Annotated in this window: 19 protein-coding genes; 8 read left to right on the top strand and 11 right to left on the bottom strand. The window is 61.0% G+C overall.

Going from position 1 to position 18,988, the window contains the following annotated elements; all coding sequences use genetic code 11:
* Nucleotides 1-98: 98 nt before the first annotated feature.
* Nucleotides 99-1,268 carry a DUF1624 domain-containing protein gene (locus tag V9L13_RS09365; protein ID WP_338802303.1) on the top strand — a complete coding sequence of 390 codons (1,170 nt, stop codon included), beginning with the start codon at nt 99-101 and terminating at the stop codon, nt 1,266-1,268.
* Nucleotides 1,269-1,329: 61 nt separating this feature from the next.
* On the opposite strand, the gene V9L13_RS09360 is transcribed toward V9L13_RS09365, so the two are convergent.
* Complete coding sequence (locus V9L13_RS09360; protein ID WP_338802302.1) at nt 1,330-2,721, bottom strand: aldehyde dehydrogenase family protein; 1,392 nt, start codon at nt 2,719-2,721, stop codon at nt 1,330-1,332.
* Nucleotides 2,722-2,824: 103 nt separating this feature from the next.
* Between V9L13_RS09360 and V9L13_RS09355 the strand changes: the two genes are divergently transcribed.
* The 3 genes from V9L13_RS09355 (at nt 2,825) to V9L13_RS09345 (ending at nt 5,014) form a co-directional block, all read left to right on the top strand.
* Entirely contained in the window at nt 2,825-3,703 is an 879-nt protein-coding gene (locus V9L13_RS09355; RefSeq protein WP_262143608.1) for a LysR family transcriptional regulator, read from the top strand.
* Nucleotides 3,704-3,785: 82 nt separating this feature from the next.
* Nucleotides 3,786-4,448 (top strand): M24 family metallopeptidase, encoded by a 663-nt coding sequence (locus V9L13_RS09350; protein WP_338802301.1) that lies wholly within the window; start codon nt 3,786-3,788, stop codon nt 4,446-4,448.
* A 137-nt stretch (nt 4,449-4,585) separates the two neighbouring features.
* The gene (locus V9L13_RS09345) at nt 4,586-5,014 is read left to right on the top strand and encodes a TOBE domain-containing protein (RefSeq protein ID WP_262143537.1); all 429 of its coding nucleotides are present in this window, start codon (nt 4,586-4,588) and stop codon (nt 5,012-5,014) included.
* Nucleotides 5,015-5,074: 60 nt separating this feature from the next.
* Here the strand turns inward: V9L13_RS09345 and V9L13_RS09340 are convergent, their stop codons facing one another.
* On the bottom strand, nt 5,075-5,698 hold the full coding sequence (locus tag V9L13_RS09340; RefSeq protein WP_338802299.1) for a glutathione S-transferase: 624 nt from the start codon (nt 5,696-5,698) through the stop codon (nt 5,075-5,077).
* A gap of 104 nt (nt 5,699-5,802) precedes the next feature.
* Nucleotides 5,803-7,218, bottom strand: coding sequence for a cytosine permease (locus V9L13_RS09335; RefSeq protein ID WP_103484163.1), 1,416 nt, complete (start codon nt 7,216-7,218; stop codon nt 5,803-5,805).
* 398 nt (nt 7,219-7,616) lie between these two features.
* Between V9L13_RS09335 and V9L13_RS09330 the strand changes: the two genes are divergently transcribed.
* The gene (locus V9L13_RS09330) at nt 7,617-8,528 is read left to right on the top strand and encodes a LysR family transcriptional regulator (protein ID WP_045122508.1); all 912 of its coding nucleotides are present in this window, start codon (nt 7,617-7,619) and stop codon (nt 8,526-8,528) included.
* A 19-nt stretch (nt 8,529-8,547) separates the two neighbouring features.
* Here V9L13_RS09330 and argE read toward each other — a convergent pair whose 3' ends face one another.
* The 5 genes from argE to V9L13_RS09305 form a co-directional block, all read right to left on the bottom strand.
* On the bottom strand, nt 8,548-9,699 hold the full coding sequence (gene argE, locus V9L13_RS09325) for an acetylornithine deacetylase (RefSeq protein ID WP_338802296.1): 1,152 nt from the start codon (nt 9,697-9,699) through the stop codon (nt 8,548-8,550).
* A complete protein-coding gene (locus tag V9L13_RS09320) occupies nt 9,696-10,373 on the bottom strand; it encodes a DUF1028 domain-containing protein (protein ID WP_338802295.1) in 678 nt (225 codons plus the stop codon). Before V9L13_RS09320 ends, argE begins: the two co-directional genes overlap by 4 nt.
* A gap of 129 nt (nt 10,374-10,502) precedes the next feature.
* Nucleotides 10,503-10,919 carry a RidA family protein gene (locus V9L13_RS09315; protein ID WP_095136459.1) on the bottom strand — a complete coding sequence of 139 codons (417 nt, stop codon included), beginning with the start codon at nt 10,917-10,919 and terminating at the stop codon, nt 10,503-10,505.
* 58 nt (nt 10,920-10,977) lie between these two features.
* Nucleotides 10,978-12,297 (bottom strand): NAD(P)/FAD-dependent oxidoreductase, encoded by a 1,320-nt coding sequence (locus tag V9L13_RS09310; RefSeq protein WP_338802293.1) that lies wholly within the window; start codon nt 12,295-12,297, stop codon nt 10,978-10,980.
* A 250-nt stretch (nt 12,298-12,547) separates the two neighbouring features.
* Nucleotides 12,548-12,778, bottom strand: a complete 231-nt coding sequence (locus V9L13_RS09305) for a hypothetical protein (RefSeq protein WP_096796409.1) — start codon at nt 12,776-12,778, stop codon at nt 12,548-12,550.
* Between the two features lie 41 nt (nt 12,779-12,819).
* Here V9L13_RS09305 and V9L13_RS09300 point away from each other — a divergent pair, with 41 nt between their 5' ends.
* From V9L13_RS09300 to V9L13_RS09290, 3 genes are all read left to right on the top strand, one after another.
* Complete coding sequence (locus V9L13_RS09300; RefSeq protein ID WP_338802292.1) at nt 12,820-13,188, top strand: hypothetical protein; 369 nt, start codon at nt 12,820-12,822, stop codon at nt 13,186-13,188.
* Nucleotides 13,189-13,262: 74 nt separating this feature from the next.
* Entirely contained in the window at nt 13,263-13,559 is a 297-nt protein-coding gene (locus tag V9L13_RS09295) for a hypothetical protein (RefSeq protein ID WP_338802291.1), read from the top strand.
* 38 nt (nt 13,560-13,597) lie between these two features.
* Nucleotides 13,598-13,990 (top strand): hypothetical protein, encoded by a 393-nt coding sequence (locus tag V9L13_RS09290; RefSeq protein WP_098964350.1) that lies wholly within the window; start codon nt 13,598-13,600, stop codon nt 13,988-13,990.
* 31 nt (nt 13,991-14,021) lie between these two features.
* On the opposite strand, the gene V9L13_RS09285 is transcribed toward V9L13_RS09290, so the two are convergent.
* The 3 genes from V9L13_RS09285 to V9L13_RS09275 all read right to left on the bottom strand — a co-directional run bounded on the left by V9L13_RS09285 (nt 14,022) and on the right by V9L13_RS09275 (nt 18,879).
* The gene (locus tag V9L13_RS09285; protein WP_338802290.1) at nt 14,022-16,151 is read right to left on the bottom strand and encodes a TonB-dependent receptor; all 2,130 of its coding nucleotides are present in this window, start codon (nt 16,149-16,151) and stop codon (nt 14,022-14,024) included.
* A 225-nt stretch (nt 16,152-16,376) separates the two neighbouring features.
* Complete coding sequence (locus V9L13_RS09280; protein ID WP_338802289.1) at nt 16,377-17,921, bottom strand: class I SAM-dependent methyltransferase; 1,545 nt, start codon at nt 17,919-17,921, stop codon at nt 16,377-16,379.
* Nucleotides 17,922-18,006: 85 nt separating this feature from the next.
* Nucleotides 18,007-18,879, bottom strand: a complete 873-nt coding sequence (locus V9L13_RS09275) for an AraC family transcriptional regulator (RefSeq protein ID WP_338802288.1) — start codon at nt 18,877-18,879, stop codon at nt 18,007-18,009.
* Nucleotides 18,880-18,988 lie beyond the last annotated feature (109 nt).

Raw genomic sequence — 18,988 nt, 5'->3', positions numbered from 1 at the left:
GGTTGGGAATCGACTTTTAATGTTATAGAGTAACGCGAATTTTTGGCGGGGCGTGCGGTTGCGATCCCCTGATTCATTTACTCGTTGGCGAAATCTCCATGACGATTGTGTGTGCCCGTTCCAACCCGCCGCCGACCGGCCGCTTGCTGTCCATTGATGCGTTACGCGGTCTGGTCATTCTGTTCATGCTGCTGGATCACGTGCGTGAAACGTTTCTGTTGCACCGCCAGGTGACCGACCCGATGGACATCGCCAGCACCGAGCCGGCGTTGTTTTTCAGTCGCACGCTGGCGCATCTGTGCGCACCGGTGTTCGTGCTGTTGACCGGACTGTCCGCGTGGCTGTTTGGCGAGAAGTACGCGGGCAAGGCCGATGTCAGTGCCTTTCTGTTCAAGCGTGGGCTGTTTCTGGTAGTGCTGGAATTCACCTTGGTGAACTTCGCCTGGACGTTTCAGTTGCCGCCGAGCGTGATCTATCTGCAGGTGATCTGGGCGATTGGCTTGAGCATGATCGCGTTGTCGCTGCTGGTCTGGCTGCCGCGCTGGCTGCTGCTGACGCTGAGTCTGGCGATCATTGCCGGGCATAACCTGCTCGATGGGCTGCATTTCGCGCCGGAGTCGGCACTGCATGTGCCATGGGCGATTCTGCATGACCGCGGCTGGATCGACGCCGGCGACAACCTGCGTTTGCGCACCTCGTATCCGCTGTTGCCGTGGATCGGCGTGATCGGTCTGGGTTATGCGCTGGGCCCGTGGTTCGCCCGTGCGGCCGACGCCGGAGTTCGTCAGCAGTGTCTGTTGTTGGCTGGTATTGCCGGACTGCTGGGTTTCGTCGGGCTGCGGCTGCTCAACGGATACGGCGAAAAGCCTTGGGCGGTTGAAGACTCGACCGTGCAAACGCTGATGGCGTTTTTCAACATCACCAAGTACCCGCCATCGCTGCTATTCATCTCCCTGACGGTGAGCGTCGGATTGCTGTTGTTGCTGACGTTCGAGCGGCTGCAGACGCGCCGCTGGATTCGCTGGCTGACGGTCTTCGGTTCGGCGCCGATGTTCTTCTATCTGCTGCACCTGTACGTGCTGAAGGTGCTGTACCTGATGGCGCTGGCGCTGTTCGGACTGAATCAGGGTAGCCATTTCGGATTCGACTCGGTGCCGGCAATCTGGCTGGTATCGGTGCTGCTGGCGGTTGCGCTGTACCCGGCGGTGCGCTGGTTTTCCGCGCTGAAATCGCGGCGCCGCGATATTGCCTGGCTGAAGTATCTTTAATAATTAAGCACGCACAAAAAAGCCCGCAAGCGCGACAAACACTTGCGGGCTTTTTCATGGCTTATTTGCGATCCAGCCACACGGTCTGCGCGTTGCAGAACTCGCGCACGCCGAAGTGCGACAGTTCGCGGCCGAAACCGCTTTTCTTCACGCCGCCGAAGGTCACGCGCGGGTCGCTGGCGGAGTAGCCGTTGATGAACACGCCGCCGGTTTCCAGTTCACTGGTCAGCTGCTGGGCCAGTTGCACGTTGGCGGTGTAGATCGTCGCGGTCAGGCCGAAGTCGCTGTCGTTGGCCAGGGCGATGGCGTGGGCGCAATCGCGGGCGGTGATGATCGAGGCGACCGGGCCGAACAGTTCCTGTTTGAACGAGGTCATGCGGTCGGTGACATCGGCCAGCACGGTCGGCTCGTAGTAGTTGCCCGGGCCTTGGGCCTTGCCGCCGCCGAGCAACAGGGTGGCGCCTTCTTCGAGGGTGTCGCGCACTTGCTGGTCGAGTTCGTCACGCAGATCGAAACGCGCCATTGGGCCGATGTAGGTGTCGGCGGACAGCGGATCACCGACTTTCAATTGACGGGTGGCCTCAACGAATTTGCGGGTGAACTCCTCGACCACACCTTCTTCGATGATCAGACGCTTGGCCGCGGCGCAGACCTGGCCGGAGTTCTGGTAGCGGCCGACGACGGCAGCCTGCACCGCTTCGTCGAGATCGGCGTCATTGAGCACGATGAACGGGTCGGAACCGCCCAACTCCAGCACGCATTTCTTCAGCGCGGCACCGGCCTGGGCACCAATGGCCATACCGGCGCGCACGCTGCCAGTCAGGGTTACGGCGGCGATGCGCGGGTCGGCGATGGCGCTGGAAACGCCTTCCGGGGTGACGTTGATCACTTCAAACACGCCATCGGCGAAACCGGCGCGCTTGAACGCGTCGCGCAACAGGTAGGCGCTGCCCATCACGTTCGGCGCGTGCTTGAGCACGTAAGTGTTGCCGGCGATCAGCGCCGGAACGGCACCGCGCAGCACTTGCCAGATCGGGAAGTTCCACGGCATCACCGCGAGGATCGGGCCGAGCGGTCGGTACTCGATACGCGCCTTGCCGCCTTCAACCTGGGTCGGTTCGGCGTCGAGCATGGCCGGGCCGTTTTCGGCGTACCACTCACAAAGCTTGGCGCATTTCTCGATTTCGCCACGGGCCTGGGCGATCGGCTTGCCCATTTCCAAAGTGATCATGGTCGCCATGGCTTCGGCAGTTTCGCGTAGAGCGCCGGCAAGGGCGGTCAAGGCGCGGGAGCGATCCTGCAGCGGCTTGCGTTTCCATTTCGAGAAACCGAATGCGGCGCGGGTCAGCGCAGCGTCGAGGGCTTGCGCCGATTCAAAGGCGTAGTGACCGACCTGCTCGCCGGTAGCAGGGTTGATCGAGATGGCGTGGGTCTGGCTGGAAATCTGGCTCATGGCGTCGTCCTGCGAGTTCAGTGGATGGGCCTAGAGTAGGGTGGCGTTTGTTTTCTGGAAACTGAATAATAAAGATCGTTTCTTTCACGATTGGAGAATGATTGTGGATCTGGTGCAGCTGGAAATCTTCAAGGCCGTTGCCGAGCACGGCAGCATCAGCGCTGCGGCGGCGCACATCCATCGCGTGCCGTCGAACCTGACCACGCGGATCAAACAGCTGGAGCAGGACTTGGGTGTCGACCTGTTCATCCGCGAGAAAAGCCGTCTGCGCCTGTCGCCGGCCGGCTGGAGTTTTCTCGAGTACGCCCGGCGCATTCTCGATCTGGTGCAGGAAGCGCGGGCCACGGTCGCCGGTGAAGAGCCGCAGGGCGCGTTTCCCCTCGGCTCGCTGGAAAGCACCGCAGCGGTGCGCATTCCTGAGCTGCTGGCGGCGTACAACCAGCTTCACCCGAAAGTCGATCTGGACCTGTCCACCGGGCCATCCGGGACGATGATCGACGGCGTACTTTCTGGGCGTCTGGCCGCTGCGTTTGTCGACGGCCCAGTGTTGCATCCAACGCTCGAAGGCGTGCCAGCGTTCGAGGAAGAGATGGTCATCATCGCGCCACTCAATCACGCGCCGGTGCAGCGCGCGGCGGATGTGAACGGCGAGAACATCTATGCGTTTCGCTCCAACTGCTCCTATCGTCATCACTTCGAAAAATGGTTCAGCACCGACGCCGCCGTGCCGGGCAAGATCTTCGAGATGGAGTCCTATCACGGCATGCTCGCCTGCGTCAGCGCCGGAGCCGGGCTGGCGTTGATGCCGCGCAAAATGCTGCAGAGCATGCCCGGCAGCGCGACGGTCAGCGTCTGGCCGCTGGCGGCGGACTTTCGCTATCTGACCACCTGGCTGGTGTGGCGCCGGGGCACGGTGTCGCGCAGCTTGAGCATGTTCGTGCGTTTGCTGGAGGAGCGCGGCGTGGTGCGCGCAGAAGAGTAATTGACACGTTGTGTCATGGCTGTATCTTGATCGGCGTTTCGCAATATAAAAAACTATACAGCGTAGCCATGAGGACAAGGACATGAGTGCAGCCCTGAGCGGTAAAGAAGCAGTCGGTGAGCGGTTTGTGCTGGAAACGATGCGCCATGCGCAGGACCTGACCTGGAACGCCGTTGATGCCATCGCCAAGGTGATCAAGCCCGGCATGCGTGAATCCGAAGCCCAGGAACAGGGCAAACAGATCCTCGCCGAACTGGGCATGGACCGCATCTGGCACCCGCTGCTGATCCGCTTTGGCGCCAACACGCTGAAGGCGTTCAGGGAACGTTCCGAAGGCGATCCGGTACTCGGTGAGAACGATATTTTCTTCATCGACATGGGCGTGGTCTGGCAGGGGCACGAAGGCGATGCCGGCGAAACCTTCACCACCGGATCCGATCCGGAAATGATCGCCTGTGCAGCGGCGTCCAAAGAGCTGTTCAAGCGCGTCGAGGCGTTATGGCGCCAAGGCGTGAGCGGTGTCGAGTTGTACCGTTACGCCAGCGATCAGGCCGAAGCCATGGGCTGGAAACTCAATCTCGACATCAAGGGCCACCGCGTCAGCGATTTCCCTCATGCGATCCATCGCGGCGGCAATCTCGGCGATTTCGAGCAGACGCCAAATGCCGGGGTGTGGATTCTGGAAATCCAGATCGCCCACCCGCAGCGACCGTTCGGCGCGTTTTATGAAGACCTGCTGATCTGATCTATTGTTGCTCGACAGGTGTTTGCACAGTGCAAGTGTGACAACAGAGCGCAGCGCTGTAGTTGTTTCTACATAACGCTAACTCTGATGATGCAGGCCGTTTTTCCTAACTCTAAAGTCAAAAAAGGAAGCCCGTCATGAAAGTCAGCGCACGCAACGTATTCAAAGGCAACGTCAGCCAGGTGCAGGCCGGTGCGGTCAACGCCGAAGTGGTTCTGACCCTGGCCGGGGGCGAGCAACTGGTTGCCGTCGTGACCATGGAAAGCATCAAGAACCTTGGCATCGCCGTTGGCAAGGAAGCTGTTGCGTTGGTCAAGGCGCCGTGGGTGATGCTGATGACCGAATCCAGCGACATTCGCTTGTCGGCGCGTAACTGCCTGGAAGGCAAAGTGCTGAGCGTCACCGACGGTGCGGTCAATGCGGAAGTGGTGATCGAGCTGGCGGGCGGTTCGAAGGTTTATTCGATCGTTACCCGTGATGCCGTTGCCGAGCTGGGTCTGGCCAAGGGTGTGAGCGCCACGGCGGTGATCAAGGCGTCGCACATCATTCTGGGTGTTCCGGCCTGATCTAGGGTTCAGGCCAATAAAAACCTCTGGTTCCGTGATCGGGAACCAGAGGTTTTTTCGTTATGGCGTACCGTTTCTGCCGTACAGGCGAAAGCCTTCGCGTTGACTCAGACGCTCGTAATACGCCCTGACGGCGGCATAGTCCGGATGCGCGAGCGGCGTTTCGAACCAGCGGTTGACCGACAGCCCGATGGGGATATCGGCGAGAGAAAACTGCTCGCCACTGACGTAAGCGCCCGTCTTTTCCAGCTGCTGATCAAGGATGCCCATGGTCTTCGACCATTGCTCGACGCCGTTGGCCAACGCGGCGCTGTCCTGATGATCCGGCGACTGGCGCACCAGCGACATGAACGCATACGACCACGAGCGGTTCAGCTCCGACGCCTGCCAGTCGATCCACTGATCGACCCGCGCACGAGCTCGCGGCTCTATGGGGTAGAGGCCTGCGCCGCCATAGGCTCCCGCCAGATAACGAATGATCGTGTTCGATTCCCACAGCGTGAAATCGTCGTCCTGAATCACTGGCACCATCGCGCAAGGGTTGAGCGCTAGAAACTCCGGCGTATCAGTAGGCTTGAAGCCCGATCCCCAATCCTCACGCGTGAACGGAATCTGCAGTTCGGCGCAGGTCCACAGCACTTTGCGCACGTTGATCGATGACGCCTTGCCCAGAATTCGCAGCATGAGTTTTCCCTTTCTCGTGGGTACCTGTAGAAACTCAACAAATACCACACCAAAACGCAGAAGGCCCGCACAGCGGCAGGCCTTCTTTTTACATCGAATCAAGCTCAGAGACTGCCCATCAGCTTCCCACCCATCGTCCGCCGCCGATAGGCGCTGTCACGACTCGCCAGCCAAAAGTACAGCGGCGAAGTCACCAGCAGCCCGACCAGCCACGACAGGTCCGCGCCGTTGATGTGCGCCGAGACTGGGCCGACGTACAGCGGGGTGTTCATGAACGGGATCTGCACCGCGATGCCGATCGCGTAGGCCAGCAGCGCTTGCGGGTTGTAGCGTCCGTAGATGCCGCCGTCGACCTGGAAGATCGACTGGATGTCGTACTTGCCTTTGTGAATGGCGTAGAAGTCGATCAGGTTGATCGCGGTCCACGGCACCAACACCACCAGCAACACTAGCACCATGTCGACGAAGTGGCCGATGAAGTCCTTCGAGGCGCCGACGGCGGCAAAGCAGCAGGCCAGCAGGACGATGATCGAGATCACCGCACGACTTTTCGCGGTGGGGATCCAGCGGTAGGCGAAGGTCTGCACCAGGGTAATCAGCGACAGCACTGCGCCGTACAGGTTGAGGGCGTTGTGGCTGATTACGCTGAGCAGGAACAGCACCAGCATCAGCGGCCCGATCGAGCCAGTGGCGAGCTTGACCGCATCCATGGTGTCCATGCCCACCGGGGTCGCGAGCACGGCAACGGCACCGAAGATGAACGCCAGGCTTGAACCCAGTGCTGACCCCAGATAGGTGGTCCAGAACGTCGACGAGACTTTTACGTCGGCCGGCAGGTAACGCGAATAGTCGGACACGTACGGCGCAAACGCGATCTGCCACAGCGCGGCCAGCGACACAGTGGCGAGCCAGCCGGAGAGGTTGAAGCTGCCGCGGGTGAGGAAGTCATCGGTTTGAATATGGGTGAAGATGTAGCCGAAACCGACGACGATGCCGATCCCCAGCACCCAGGTGCCGATGCGGTTGAGCACATGGATGAAGCGGTAGCCGATGATGCCGATGATCCCCGAACCGAACGCGCCGATGACGATGCCGACCGGCACCGGCACGCTGTCGACCACGCCGTGCAGCGACTTGCCGGCCAGCACAATGTTGGAGGCGAAAAAGCCGATGTACATGACCCCGGCAATCAGCACCACCAGCAGCGCGCCGAGCGAGCCGAACTGCGCGCGGCTCTGGATCATCTGCGGAATGCCCATCTGCGGGCCTTGCGCCGAGTGCAGCGCCATCAGCACGCCGCCGACCAGATGGCCGACCAGAATCGCGACGATGCCCCAGACTAGGTTCAGGTGGAACAACTGCACGCCCAGCGCGCCGGTGACGATGGGCAACGGCGCGATGTTGCCGCCGAACCACAGCGTGAACAGATCCCTGACCTTTCCGTGGCGATCTTCGGGGGGCACGTATCCTATCGTGTGTTTTTCAATGAGCGGGGCGGACGTTGTTGCAGAGGTGGACATGACGAACTCCAAGGCAAGGATGAGTACGTGGACGTACTTCGGTAAGCGCCGACACGGACGGCGCATTTCTTGTTGAAGCGATCATGTGCAAAGGCCCGGGATAGATAAATTAGTAAGTTTGTTGCTTCAGACCTTAAAAAATATATGCCGCGTGTAATCCGTAGCTCCGGTATGTTCAGGCTTCACTCTGTTCTGGATTTACACAGTTTTGTGGTGAGGGGATTTATCCCCGATGGGGTGCGCAGCGGCCCCTCTTTTGACTATAGAAACAGGGGCCGCTTCGCGCCCCATCGGGGATAAATCCCCTCACCACAGAACCCCCTGACTACAGATAAATGTCCTGACAACAGATAAATCCCCTCACCACAAAAGCGTTGTCTCACTTGCAGAGGTTTTATATGGCCGCCTACAACCTGCGCCAGCTCAAATACTTCGTCACCACCGCCGATTGCGGCAGCGTCGCCGAAGCCTCGCGCAAGCTCTATATCGCCCAGCCGTCGGTCTCCACCGCAATCAAGCATCTGGAAGAAAGCTTCGGCGTGCAGCTGTTCATCCGCCATCACGCCCAGGGCGTTTCGCTGACGCCCAGCGGTTCGCGGTTTTATCGCAAGGCCCTGGAGTTGCTGCGGGTGGCGCATGAGTTCGAGCAGAACGCGCTGGCCGACAACGACGTGGTCGCCGGGCAGATCGATATCGGCTGTTTCGAAACGGTGGCGCCGCTGTACCTGCCGCGCCTGATCGCCGGTTTCAAGCAGCGCTGGCCGGGCGTGGAAATCCGTATTCGCGATGGCGAACAACAGGAACTGGTGCAGGCGCTGACCGCCGGCAGCATCGATGTCGCGATGCTGTTCGAGCACGACCTCGATACCACCATCGAAACCACGCCGCTGATGCCGCCGCAGCAGCCCTATGCGTTGCTGCCGGCCGACCACCGCTTTGCGCAACAGGCGAAAGTCTCGCTGCACGATCTGGTGCTGGAGCCGATGATCCTGCTCGACGTGGTGCCCAGCCGCACCTATTTCGTGAGCATTTTCGAGGAGCGCGGACTGACCCCGCACATCGTCTTCAGCTCGCCGTCGATCGAGATGGTGCGCGGCATGGTCGGGCGCGGTTTCGGTTTTTCGATTCTGGTGACCCGACCGTTCGGCGAGTACACCTACGACGGGCAGAAAGTGGTGTGCGTGCCGCTGGCGGAAACCGTGACCGGCTCGGGCTTGTCGGCAGCCTGGCTGCGTCGGGTACAACTGACCAAACCGGTGCAGTTGTTCGTTGATCATTGCCGTGAGGAGTTGGCTCGACTGTACGCCTGAGCGTGCGTCGAGCCGTGTTTCAAGCGCGGATCGAGGTCAGCATCCGCTGCAGCATCGCATCGCAGGCATCGAGTTGCGCACGACTGACAAACTCGTCCGGTTTGTGCCCCTGATCCATGCTGCCGGGGCCGCAGACCACCGTGGGAATACCCGCCGCATCGAACAGCCCGCCCTCGGTGCCGAACGCTACGGTGCCGAATTCCCGAGAACCGCAGAACGCCGCAATCAGCTCGGCCGCCTGACTCTGCGCATCGGTGGCCAGACCGGGATAAGCCGACAACTCACTGAAACGAATCGCGCTGTGCTCGCTGACCGCACGCATGCGCGGCAGCACTTGCTGCTCGGCGTAAGCCTGCAACTGTTGTGCGACCTGGGTTGGATCCTGCGAGGGCAGGGCGCGGATTTCGAAGTCGAAGCGGCAATCGGCAGGCACGATGTTCAAGGCCTTGCCGCCGCTGATCACCCCGGTCTGCACCGTGCTGTAGGGCGGATCGAAGCGCGCGTCGTGATGCTCGGGCGCTTTCAGTTGCTGGCCGATACGCCCCAGCTCGCCGATCAGCTCGGCGGCGTATTCGATGGCGTTGACTCCCAGCGGTGCGTAGGCCGAATGGCAGGGATGACCATGCACGTCGCAGCGCATCGCCAGTTTGCCTTTATGGCCGAGCACCGGTTTCAGCTCGGTGGGTTCACCGATGATGCACAGCAAAGGTTTGACTGGACGCTGCTGCAGTTCGGCGAGCAACGAGCGCACCCCAAGGCAGCCGACTTCTTCGTCATAGGACAGGGCGATGTGCACAGGCATGCGCAGCTCTGCAGCGACCAGCGCCGGCACCAAGGCCAACACGCAGGCGATGTAGCCCTTCATGTCTGCGGTGCCACGGCCGAACAGCTTGCCGTCACGCTCGCTGAGTTCGAACGGCGCCACCGTCCACGGTTGGCCGTCGACTGGCACCACATCGGTGTGTCCCGAAAGCACGATGCCCGGTTGCTCGGCCGGGCCAATCGTCGCGAACAGATTGGCCTTGCTGCGCTCGGCGTTGTAGATCAGCTCGCACGGCACGCCGAAGCCAGCGAGGTAGTCACGCACGAACTCGATCAATTGCAGGTTGGATTCGCGGCTGGTGGTGTCGAACCCCACCAGCGTCTTGAGCAACGCGACGCTGCTGCTCATCGATCATCTCCGGCAACGCCATAGCCCGGCGCCTTGGCCGGGTCGAGGGCACGGTCGATGTAGTCCTGCAGCTGCGGCTGATAGGCATCCCAGAGTTTTTGCAACTGGCCGATCGGGTCTGCGTCTGCCCAGTCGACTCGCAAATTGACGATCGGCCAGGTCTGTTCGCCGACCACCACCATAGCCGCCGAATGCACCGGCCCGGCTTCGCCACCGAGGGCTTGTGCGGCGTGCAAGGCCTTGAGCAAGCGGTCGGCCAACTGGCCTTCGCCGTCCTCAAAGGCACTGACCATCGCTTCGATTACCGAGCGCCCGGCGAGCATGTTGCCGGCGGCCACGCATTGTTCGCCGGAGACCGCGTTGTGCACGCCGAGGGTCTGCGCGCCGCTGAAATGCGCGGTCTGGCCGAGGTGGTTGATCACGGTGATCTGCCGGTACTGGCTGTAGCCGTTGCGAGTCAGCACCTGGTCCAGCGCAGCGTCGGGCGCGTGGCCTTGCTCCATCAATGCAAGGACTTCCGGGCCGAGGGACGGCAGGGTGATGTTCTGGCTCGACACCGCGCCGACACCCGGCAGCAGCCACGGACAACGCGCGCCGACGGCGATGCTGGAGGAACTGATGGCGACACCGAACTGGCCGGTTTCGGGGCAACGGGCTGCGATTGAAAAGGTCATGGTCTAACTCCTTTCGAGGAATTTGTTGTCCTTGCGGGCCTCTTCGCGAGCAAGCTCGCTCCCACAGTTGGCATGTATTTCCCTGTGGGAGCGAGCTTGCTCGCGAATGTCGCGACTCGGTTTTCAGGGTTAATCGGGAATCACCGCCACCACATCAATCTCCATCAGCCACTGCGGCTGCCCCAGTGCCGACACCACCAGCCCGGTGGAGATCGGGAACACGCCTTTGAGCCACTTGCCGACTTCCTGATACACCGGCTCGCGGTAGCGCGGGTCGATCAGGTAAGTGGTGGTCTTGACGATATGGCTCATGTCGCTGCCGGCTTCTTCCAGCAGTTGCTTGACGTTGCGCATCGCCTGTTCGGCCTGTGCACGCGGATCCCCGAGGCCCACCAGATTACCGTCGAAATCGGTGCCGACCTGACCCCGGACATACACGGTGTTGCCGGCGCGCACGGCCTGGCACAGGTCGTTGTCCAGGGTCTGATTCGGGTAGGTGTCCTTGGTGTTGAACATACGGATGCGGGTGTGGGTTGGCTTGCTCATGTACAGCTCCAGAGTAGGTGTTCAGCGGCGCACCCGGCACCGCCGCGAAAAAGGGAAATCAAGCGTCGACGGTGTCGGCGGCTTTGCTGTGGGTGGTCGCATGCAGGGCGGCTTCACGCTGCTCGGCATCCTGGTAGTCGAGGTATTTGCGCTGGGTGGCGATGTGATCGGCCACGTGTTTGGCGTCGTGCCACACGCCCCAGATAAACGACGAGCCGCGGCGCGACTGCCATGGCAGCCCAAGGAAATACACCCCCGGCTCGCTGGACACGCCACGCTGATGCTGCGGTTTGCCCTTGTCGTCAAAGGCGGCGACCTGCAGCCAGGAATAATCCACGGCGAACCCGGTGGCCCAGATGATCGAAGTGATCCCGGCCTTGGCCAGATCCAGATCGACCAGCGGATTTTTCACGCACTCGGGATCCGGATAGGTTTCGCGTGCTTCGGGTTCTTCCGGCAGGTCGAGACCGTTGCGCTCGATGTAGGCATCGGCGGCATCCAGCAGCGCCAGATAGTTCTCGTCACCGCGCTTGAGGTTGTCGCGCAGGTCCTGCTTGAAGGTCACCACGCCGTTGTTGAACGACTCGGTCACACCGACCAGGGTCATGCCGCGATGGGCCAGACCGCGGAAATCGATGGTGCGCCCGCCATGCGCGCCGCTGACCGCGATGGTCACGTGCTCGCGACCGGGTTTCATCGCCGCCTGATCCCACTCGCCGAGCACCCCCAGCCACCAGCAGAAATCACGGTTGCGATAGGCACGCGGCGGACGGTCATGCGCACCTACCGACAGGTACACCTGCTTGCCGGAGCGCTGCAGTTCATCGGCGATCTGCACGCCTGACGAACCGGCGCCAACCACCAGCACTGCGCCTGCGGGCAGTTGCTGCGGATTGCGATAGTCGGCGGAGTGGATCTGCAACAGACGCGGGTCTTGCGGCGCAATCTGCGGGATCACCGGGCGCTGGAACGGGCCGGTCGCCGCGACCACGCGGCTGGCCTCGATCACTCCTTCGGAAGTCTCGATGGTGAAGCCCGGACGCCCAACATTGCGCACCACGCTTTTGACTTCAACGCCGGTGCGGATCGGCGCGTTGAATTTCTTCGCATAGGCTTCGAAGTAGTCCGCTACGCGCTCCTTATGGGCGAAACCGTCGGGATCGACATCATCGAATTCCAGCCCCGGAAAGCGGTCGTGCCACGCCGGACCGTTGGCTACCAACGAGTCCCAGCGCCCGGTGCGCCAGCGTTCGGCGATGCGGCTGCGCTCCAGCACCAGGTGCGGCACGCCGAGTTTGCTCAGGTGCTCGCTCATCGCCACACCGGCCTGTCCGGCCCCCACGACAAGCGTGTCTGTTTTTATTATTTCAGTGGTCATTTCTACATCCTTCCTGGCAAGGCAAGTGGATTCGGATCGCTTCAGGCTGGTCCGTTTTGCTTGCGGTCAGACTAGGCAGGAGGGGGGTATCGGTAAAATATTATTAAGCTGGGATGTGAATACAAATTGCTGAAGCAGAAGGGGTGAAGCCAGTAAAAACGCGGCTTGCAGGACAGGGGTAGGGTTGTCCCGGGCAGGAAAACCCGGGACAGGAAGGTGAAAATTCACTTTAAGGAGGGGGAGCGTCGCGTCAGTTACCGTCGGCGACCTTGCGTTCGATCGCATCGGTCTTACGCTTGAGTTCCTCGGTGTCCTGTTCCATGACGCGGGTGGAGGTGGGGGTAATCACCTCGTCCACGGCGCGGGTGTCGTCGTCGCTGTCCTGCAGATCGCGGTTCACCACATCCACCGGTTTGCCCGAGGAGTCGAGCGGTGGCGCGTTATGAGGTGTTGCAGGCTTGATATCGTCGGTGCTTTTCATTTCTCATACCTCCATTGACCTACAACGTTGGATACGAAGCCATGAAGGGAGTTCGAGAAATTTCACGGCTGACCGCAGCCGCCCTCGGCTGTGCGCTGCTGATCGCTGCAAATTCGACGCAAGCCGCCAGTTTCGACTGCGACAAGGCCAAATCCATGGACGAAAAAGCCGTCTGCGCCAACCGCGCCTTGAACGACCTGGACGTCACCATGGGCGAGCTGTTCAGCCTCGATAAACGCCTGCTGCCGATGGGCGGGCGCGATGCTCTGATCGGCGAACAACAGGCCTTCCTCAAAAGCCGCAAGGCCTGTGGCGCGAAGCTCGATTGTTTGACCGATCTGTATCAGAAGCGGGTCGTTGCGCTGCGCAGCATCATCGAGACGCGGGTGATGACGCAGGGGCCGTTTTGACGGACGGGTTGACCCTCTGATCGATGCATAGCAGCATCCCGGGCAAACCCATTCACCAACAGGAATTTGCCACGATGTCTGCGCCTGATGATCTTGATGAGTTGCTGGAACGCGTGAACGACGAGCAATCGTTCATTACGTTTATTCAGGCACTGGGTGCCGATTTCGCTCGTGAGCGGACAATGAACGAACCGCTGTCGCCCTATGGTCGGGGCGCCTTGGGTTGGGAAAATGGATCTGTGGATGCGTTTCTTGAGGCCGCAGGTGCCTGGGCGATCGACAGTTCCAGGCAGGTGGCAGCAGATGTCTCTTCGGCCAACGTATGGCAGCGCTGTGCGAGCATTTTGCTGGCCGGCAAGTTTTATGAGTGAACCGGGCGAGCATCAAGAACAGAGCAGGAAAATGAGTGATGAGTAGGCCGTTGAGTGAAGCCGATCTTTATCTGGTCATGCTGGAAGCGATTGAAGAAGGCTTGAACATCGATCTGCAACCCTTTTGTGAGCGGCTGCAGGTCGAGCGTCGCGATCTGCTTAATCAAGTCGCGATCGCCGTAGCCAGAGATTTCCTGTCAAACACGCGTGATTTTGAGTTTGGCGATGAAGTGATGAATGCACTTATCAACCCCATCGTTGATGTGTCGATGCACGCAGAAATGCCCCAGCCAGCCTTTGACATCTATCAGGCATTTGATGCCGGCGAGTATCTGCACACAGGCGATGCGCAGGATGTTTGCCCTTGGGAGAAACATACGCGGCCGGGGCTGGAGAATATTTTGCGTAATCATTTGCCTACGTTGGAGTAGTAACCCGGCGGGTTGCCGAGTATGCAAACCGTCAGAGCAAACTCCACGACACCCCGACATAAACCCCCAGCCCTTCACCCGGCGTAGACCGCGCCGCGTCCAGGCCCTTGTCGTCATACCCCGGTGTGACCGTTGCGGCGTAGTGCTTATTGGTCAGGTTGCGCAGGTCCAGCCAGGTCTGCCAGTCGTTTTTCGGCGCGTTGTAGCCGACGGTGGCGCCGAATAATGCGTAGGGATCGGCGTAGTAGCTGTTGGCGTAATCCACCGCGACCTTGGACACCAGTTGCGTATTGACCGCCGCGAAGAAACCCTGCGGCCAGTCGTGGCGCAGTTCGCCCTGGTAGTAGTGCATCGGCAGGCCGGGCAGGCGGTTGTCGCCGAAGCGCTGGTCGTCGCGGTAGTGGAAATCGCTGAAGGTGTAGGCCTGACGCAGGCTCAATGTACGTCCGTCGGGGGCCGACCACAGTGTGCTTTGCAGACTGGCTTCCACGCCCTGGTGCACGGTGGGGCTGGCGTTGAGTTCGTACGGGGTGACGGCGTTGGCGTCCGGCAGCACCGAAAGCAATTCGTGGCGCACCTGCGCGTAGTACCACGCCAGGCTCCACTGGCCGAGTGCGCTGTCGCCGCGACCGCCGAGTTCGAGGGTGGTTGCGGTCTGGTTTTGCAGTTTGATCGGGTCGCTCTGGGTGCCGGTCGCCGCACCGTTGCCGGCGGGGAAGCGGATGTTCGAGCTGTAGATCAGCGACCACGGGTGCGGTGCCTCGACTGAGCGGCTGAGGTTGCCGAACAGTTGCAGATCCGGCGTGACCTGATAGCGCAGGCCCAGACGCGGGGCGTAATCCCAGTCATTCAGGCTGGTTTTGCCGCCGCTTTGCGGGTAGGTGACGGCGCTTTCGCGGCGGGTGTAAATGGCGGCGAGGCCGGTGGTCAGCCACAGGTCGTCGGCGAGTTCCAGGTCGTTGCCCACATGCAGCACGGTGTCCGAACCCTGATAGGTGAAGTTGCGCATGCGTGTGCCCGGCGTATACGCGGCGGTGTTGCCGGACGGGATGCGCACGAATTCGCTGGCGCCATCGTTGGGCAAATGTTTGGTGGTGCGCAGGCCCACGGTGCTGCGGCTTTCCATGCCGAACACGGTGTCGCGGCGCTTGTAGTCGAAGGTGCCGCTGACGTCGGTGTAGGCCACTTTCAGACGGTTCGGGCCTTCGCGCAGGTCCATCGGGTAATCGTGATAGACCAGGCCGGTCTGGATGCTCGAATCGTCGTCGATGTAGTAGGTGGTCTTGTTGCCGATGAAGGTGCTGCCCGGTTGTTTGCGGCTGTCATCGCGCGACACGTAGGCCGGGTTGGCCGCCCGAGGATCGTGCTCGATCGAGTGTTTGGTTACGCGGCCGGCGAGGTCGTTGTCGGTCTCGCGATAGCGGAAGTAGAAGCGGGTTTCCAGGTTCGGATTGAAGCGGTAACCGAAGTTGGCGATCACGCCTTTGCTTTCGCTGGCGGTGTGATCCTGATAGCCGTCGGCGTTCGCATCGGTCAGCGACACGTAGTAATCGAAGTCGCCCAGCACCTGCCCGGAACTCACCTGACGCTGCTGATAGCCGTGGCTGCCGGTGGCATAGCGCACTTGCAGTTTCGGCGCGTCATAGCCGGTGTGGCTGACGTAATCGATGGCGCCACCCAGCGCCAGTGCGCCGCGATCGAAGCCGTTGGCGCCGCGCAGCACCTCCACATGGTCGAGCCACAGCGGTTCGAGCAATTCGTAGGGCGTGCCGCCGGGGCCGGTCAGCGGCAGGCCGTCGAGCATCGTGTACAACCCCGACGCGTGGGCGCCCGGTGCGCGATTGATCCCCGAACCCCGGATCGAAATCTTTACCCCTTCGTTGCCCGCCGACTGCGCGTAAACCCCCGGCTGATACGCCAGCACGTCCTGATTGCTCGCCACCCGGCCCTGCAACGGCTGACGCATGTCGACCACATTGCTGCCGCCGGGCACTTGCGCCAGACGCGCTTCGGCTTCGGCGACGGAGGCATCGGCGCCGCTTTGTTCCTCAGCCGAAATCAGTACCTGCCCCAACTCCATGCCTTTGGGTTCCTCGGCCATGACCGGGCAGGCGAGGGCCAGGCCCAGCAGGGCGGAGGGCAGGGATTTGGGCGATGGCATCGAGAAACTCCAGACAGACAGGAACGGGCAATGAACAGTGCGACGCAAGAAGGAACGATGAAAACACATGGCAATTTTGCTTTTTTTGCCGGGGAGCGAGGTGACAGTAGCGGCGTGGATTTTTCAGGAGGCGGCATTAAACGCCGTAAATGCAGTCGGCTGGCCGCTTTCGATCACGGCCAGTCGCACGGTTTACCTGCACGTCAGCCGACGCGCATGGAAGGATCAGGCAATTTTCAACGCCATGAGAATATCCAGCGGAGTCTGGGCAAATGCCCGCGCCTGTTCGGTCATCTCGGCCAGGTTTTCTTCGGCCGTGAGCAGCGGCTGGTCACCCTTGAGCAGCACTTCGCCCTGATCACCGATGACGGCCCATGCCAACTGCGCCCACTCGCTCGGTTGTGTCATGCCTTGCTTGATCGAAATCAGGAACAACTGCTGCACGCGGCTGATCGGTACGCCACCGCCGGTGACCGGGCTGGCCAGCACCTGAATGTTGTTGTTGAACAGCGCGCGTTTGCACAGTTGCAGGTTGAGAGTGTCGCAACGTTCCTGCACCTGCCTTTCGGCGGCTTCGCTCTGGCACGGGGCGGCGACGCCCATGCCGATCAGCACGGTGACAGCCTGCACCAGGTCGTCGTAAGACACGGAGCCGACGGCCATCGACAACTGCTGCAGGGTTTTCGGTGCGTAGGCACTGGCGGCGAGCGCTTCGAGCACCGGGCTGTAAATCTCTGTTTGCAGCGCAGCCTCGCCGGCAGGACCAGTGACCGTGCCGGGAATGCTCTCAATCGCTTGCAGCAGGACAAAACGCGTTCTCAGCAGGCCATCGCGCTGCTCGGCAGCAGACAGCCGATTGGCGCCACGTACGTACAGATCCCGGCGGAAATTCTGATTGATGAAGTAGTCGCGCGCCTGTTCCCGCATGATCGGGTGCTCGATACCTTCCAGAAAGTCCATGCCTTCTGCACTCAAATTCAGCGGGGCCACTGTGTCCAGCGGCACGGCCGTGGTGGCGTAGTCGAGTTTGGCTGCGGTCATGGCGTCGACCACGTCAGTGAAGTACATGCAGTCCCAATTGCGGTTGAAGTACTCATGGGCCACGTACTGACGATTCTGGCCCTTGATGCTCTGCAACTGGGCACTCAGGGCCGGCGCCGCTTTGGCGTACTTCGGATTGGCCGCCAGCAGCGCTTCGGAAAACTGCATCGCGGCATCGATGCGCTTGGCCGGGCTGGTCGAGGCCTGGCTGGCAAAGCGGTTGTGCAGGCTGAACAGATTGCGCAAGGGTGCCGAAGGTGACCAGCCCGGGAAGCAGTTGTAGCTGACGTACAACATGCCCCCTGGCTTGAGGTGGCGCCGGGCGAATTCGACGATCAGTTTCTGGTTGTCACGGCTGACCCAGGTCCAGATGCCATGCAGGCTGATGCTGTCGAAGGCCGGCAGGTCATCACGGGCCAGCAACTGTTCGAAGCTGTCGTCATACAGTCGTGCCTGGCTGTTCCAGTCATTCGCCAGCGCAATGGCATGCGCGGCCTGGGACGGTGTGAAGTCGGTGCCGACGTAGTTGCCCGGGTTGGCGGCGGCGTGGATGTTGATTGAAACACCCTGGCCGAAGCCCAGTTCGCAGTGGTAACCGCCGGTGTCTTCGAGGGTGGCAAAACCGCGCAACAACAAACAATAACGCTGGAACACCGGGTTGATTTCCCGGCTATACGAGTAGGTGTAGCCCTCGTCGGTGAAATACCCTTCGTTCCAGGCATTGCTCATGTTTACATCCTTCAATTCGCGAGTGAGCCGCTCTTATAAAGGGTTGTCATTACGCACCACAAGCGGAAAAACATGTAAGTGAATCTTACGATTGCAAAGGCACATAGATGTCCGTCTGCCATTGCTCCTGCGGGGTCTCGGGATACACGCTCAGGTAGTGGAAAAACAGCGGATGATCGCGCAATTCCTCACCGCTGGCCGGCAACCAGTCACGGTAGACCGGATAGATGGTTTCGCCGATATGATCCGGCGAACCGACGTGCCGCACCACCACGCAACGTCCACCGGGTATGACGAGTTCCCCCACGCCGAACGTATTGGGTGCTACCGGCTCATCAATCTCGCCACAGATGGCGAAGCGAAAATCCTGCGCCGCAGTGGTGTCGGGGTTGTTGTAGGGAATGCCGAAGGTACGACTCGACGCCACGGGCGACTGCCCGCTGTGCATGCGCCAGGCGATGAATTTCTGCACGCTTTGCTGAACTTCCCCCGGTGCGCCGCAGTGCTCAAGTGCAGCGACGCGCACGGTCGGGAAATCGACGATTCTGGTTTGCATGATGACGCTCCTGGAAAAATGAGGGATGGCAAACACCGCATTCCAGATCTGCCAGTTCGGTTGCTTCCTGAAGGCGCTCGGCGTCATGCCGAAGTCACGCCGAAATGCGCGGCTGAACGCTTCCGGACTTTCGAAACCGGCGCCAGACGCGACATCCAGTATCGAATGCTCCGGCTGCGCGGCCAGCCGATGCGCAGCCCGGCGCAAGCGCATCAGCTGCACATAGCGCGACACCGGCACGCCAACGAACGCGCTGAATTGCCGATGGAAGTGAAACACCGAAAAGTTCGCCAACTGACTCAACGTACTCACCGAGAGGTCGCCTTCGAGATGCGCGTCGATATAGACGAGTACGGCGTTGAAGCGCCGGGTGTAGGCGCGCTGGGTCGGCAGGTCGGACACTGGGTGGAAACTCCTGGAAGTGCGGTCGGCTATAGCCTCGTCGATTTTGGCGTAGGCGCGCCTAGCCGGGTTTGCTCAAGTGTCATTCCTGTAGGAGCTGCCGAAGGCT

This window comes from Pseudomonas sp. RSB 5.4 (assembly GCF_037126175.1).
GTDB lineage: Bacteria > Pseudomonadota > Gammaproteobacteria > Pseudomonadales > Pseudomonadaceae > Aquipseudomonas > Aquipseudomonas fluorescens_H.
The sequence above is the reverse complement of the archived record's forward strand: the minus strand, read 5'-3'. Positions and strand labels throughout refer to the sequence as shown.

Coding starts and splice junctions, on each gene's coding strand:
- V9L13_RS09315 (WP_095136459.1), bottom strand. CDS start 10,919: ATGAGCAAGCCAACCCACACCCGCATCCGTATGTTCAACACCAAGGAC.
- V9L13_RS09300 (WP_338802292.1), top strand. CDS start 12,820: ATGAAGGGAGTTCGAGAAATTTCACGGCTGACCGCAGCCGCCCTCGGC.
- V9L13_RS09295 (WP_338802291.1), top strand. CDS start 13,263: ATGTCTGCGCCTGATGATCTTGATGAGTTGCTGGAACGCGTGAACGAC.
- V9L13_RS09330 (WP_045122508.1), top strand. CDS start 7,617: ATGGCCGCCTACAACCTGCGCCAGCTCAAATACTTCGTCACCACCGCC.
- V9L13_RS09305 (WP_096796409.1), bottom strand. CDS start 12,778: ATGAAAAGCACCGACGATATCAAGCCTGCAACACCTCATAACGCGCCA.
- V9L13_RS09335 (WP_103484163.1), bottom strand. CDS start 7,218: ATGTCCACCTCTGCAACAACGTCCGCCCCGCTCATTGAAAAACACACG.
- V9L13_RS09285 (WP_338802290.1), bottom strand. CDS start 16,151: ATGCCATCGCCCAAATCCCTGCCCTCCGCCCTGCTGGGCCTGGCCCTC.
- V9L13_RS09320 (WP_338802295.1), bottom strand. CDS start 10,373: ATGACCTTTTCAATCGCAGCCCGTTGCCCCGAAACCGGCCAGTTCGGT.
- V9L13_RS09310 (WP_338802293.1), bottom strand. CDS start 12,297: ATGACCACTGAAATAATAAAAACAGACACGCTTGTCGTGGGGGCCGGA.
- V9L13_RS09280 (WP_338802289.1), bottom strand. CDS start 17,921: ATGAGCAATGCCTGGAACGAAGGGTATTTCACCGACGAGGGCTACACC.
- V9L13_RS09290 (WP_098964350.1), top strand. CDS start 13,598: ATGAGTAGGCCGTTGAGTGAAGCCGATCTTTATCTGGTCATGCTGGAA.
- V9L13_RS09340 (WP_338802299.1), bottom strand. CDS start 5,698: ATGCTGCGAATTCTGGGCAAGGCGTCATCGATCAACGTGCGCAAAGTG.
- argE (WP_338802296.1), bottom strand. CDS start 9,699: ATGAGCAGCAGCGTCGCGTTGCTCAAGACGCTGGTGGGGTTCGACACC.
- V9L13_RS09345 (WP_262143537.1), top strand. CDS start 4,586: ATGAAAGTCAGCGCACGCAACGTATTCAAAGGCAACGTCAGCCAGGTG.
- V9L13_RS09360 (WP_338802302.1), bottom strand. CDS start 2,721: ATGAGCCAGATTTCCAGCCAGACCCACGCCATCTCGATCAACCCTGCT.
- V9L13_RS09365 (WP_338802303.1), top strand. CDS start 99: ATGACGATTGTGTGTGCCCGTTCCAACCCGCCGCCGACCGGCCGCTTG.
- V9L13_RS09350 (WP_338802301.1), top strand. CDS start 3,786: ATGAGTGCAGCCCTGAGCGGTAAAGAAGCAGTCGGTGAGCGGTTTGTG.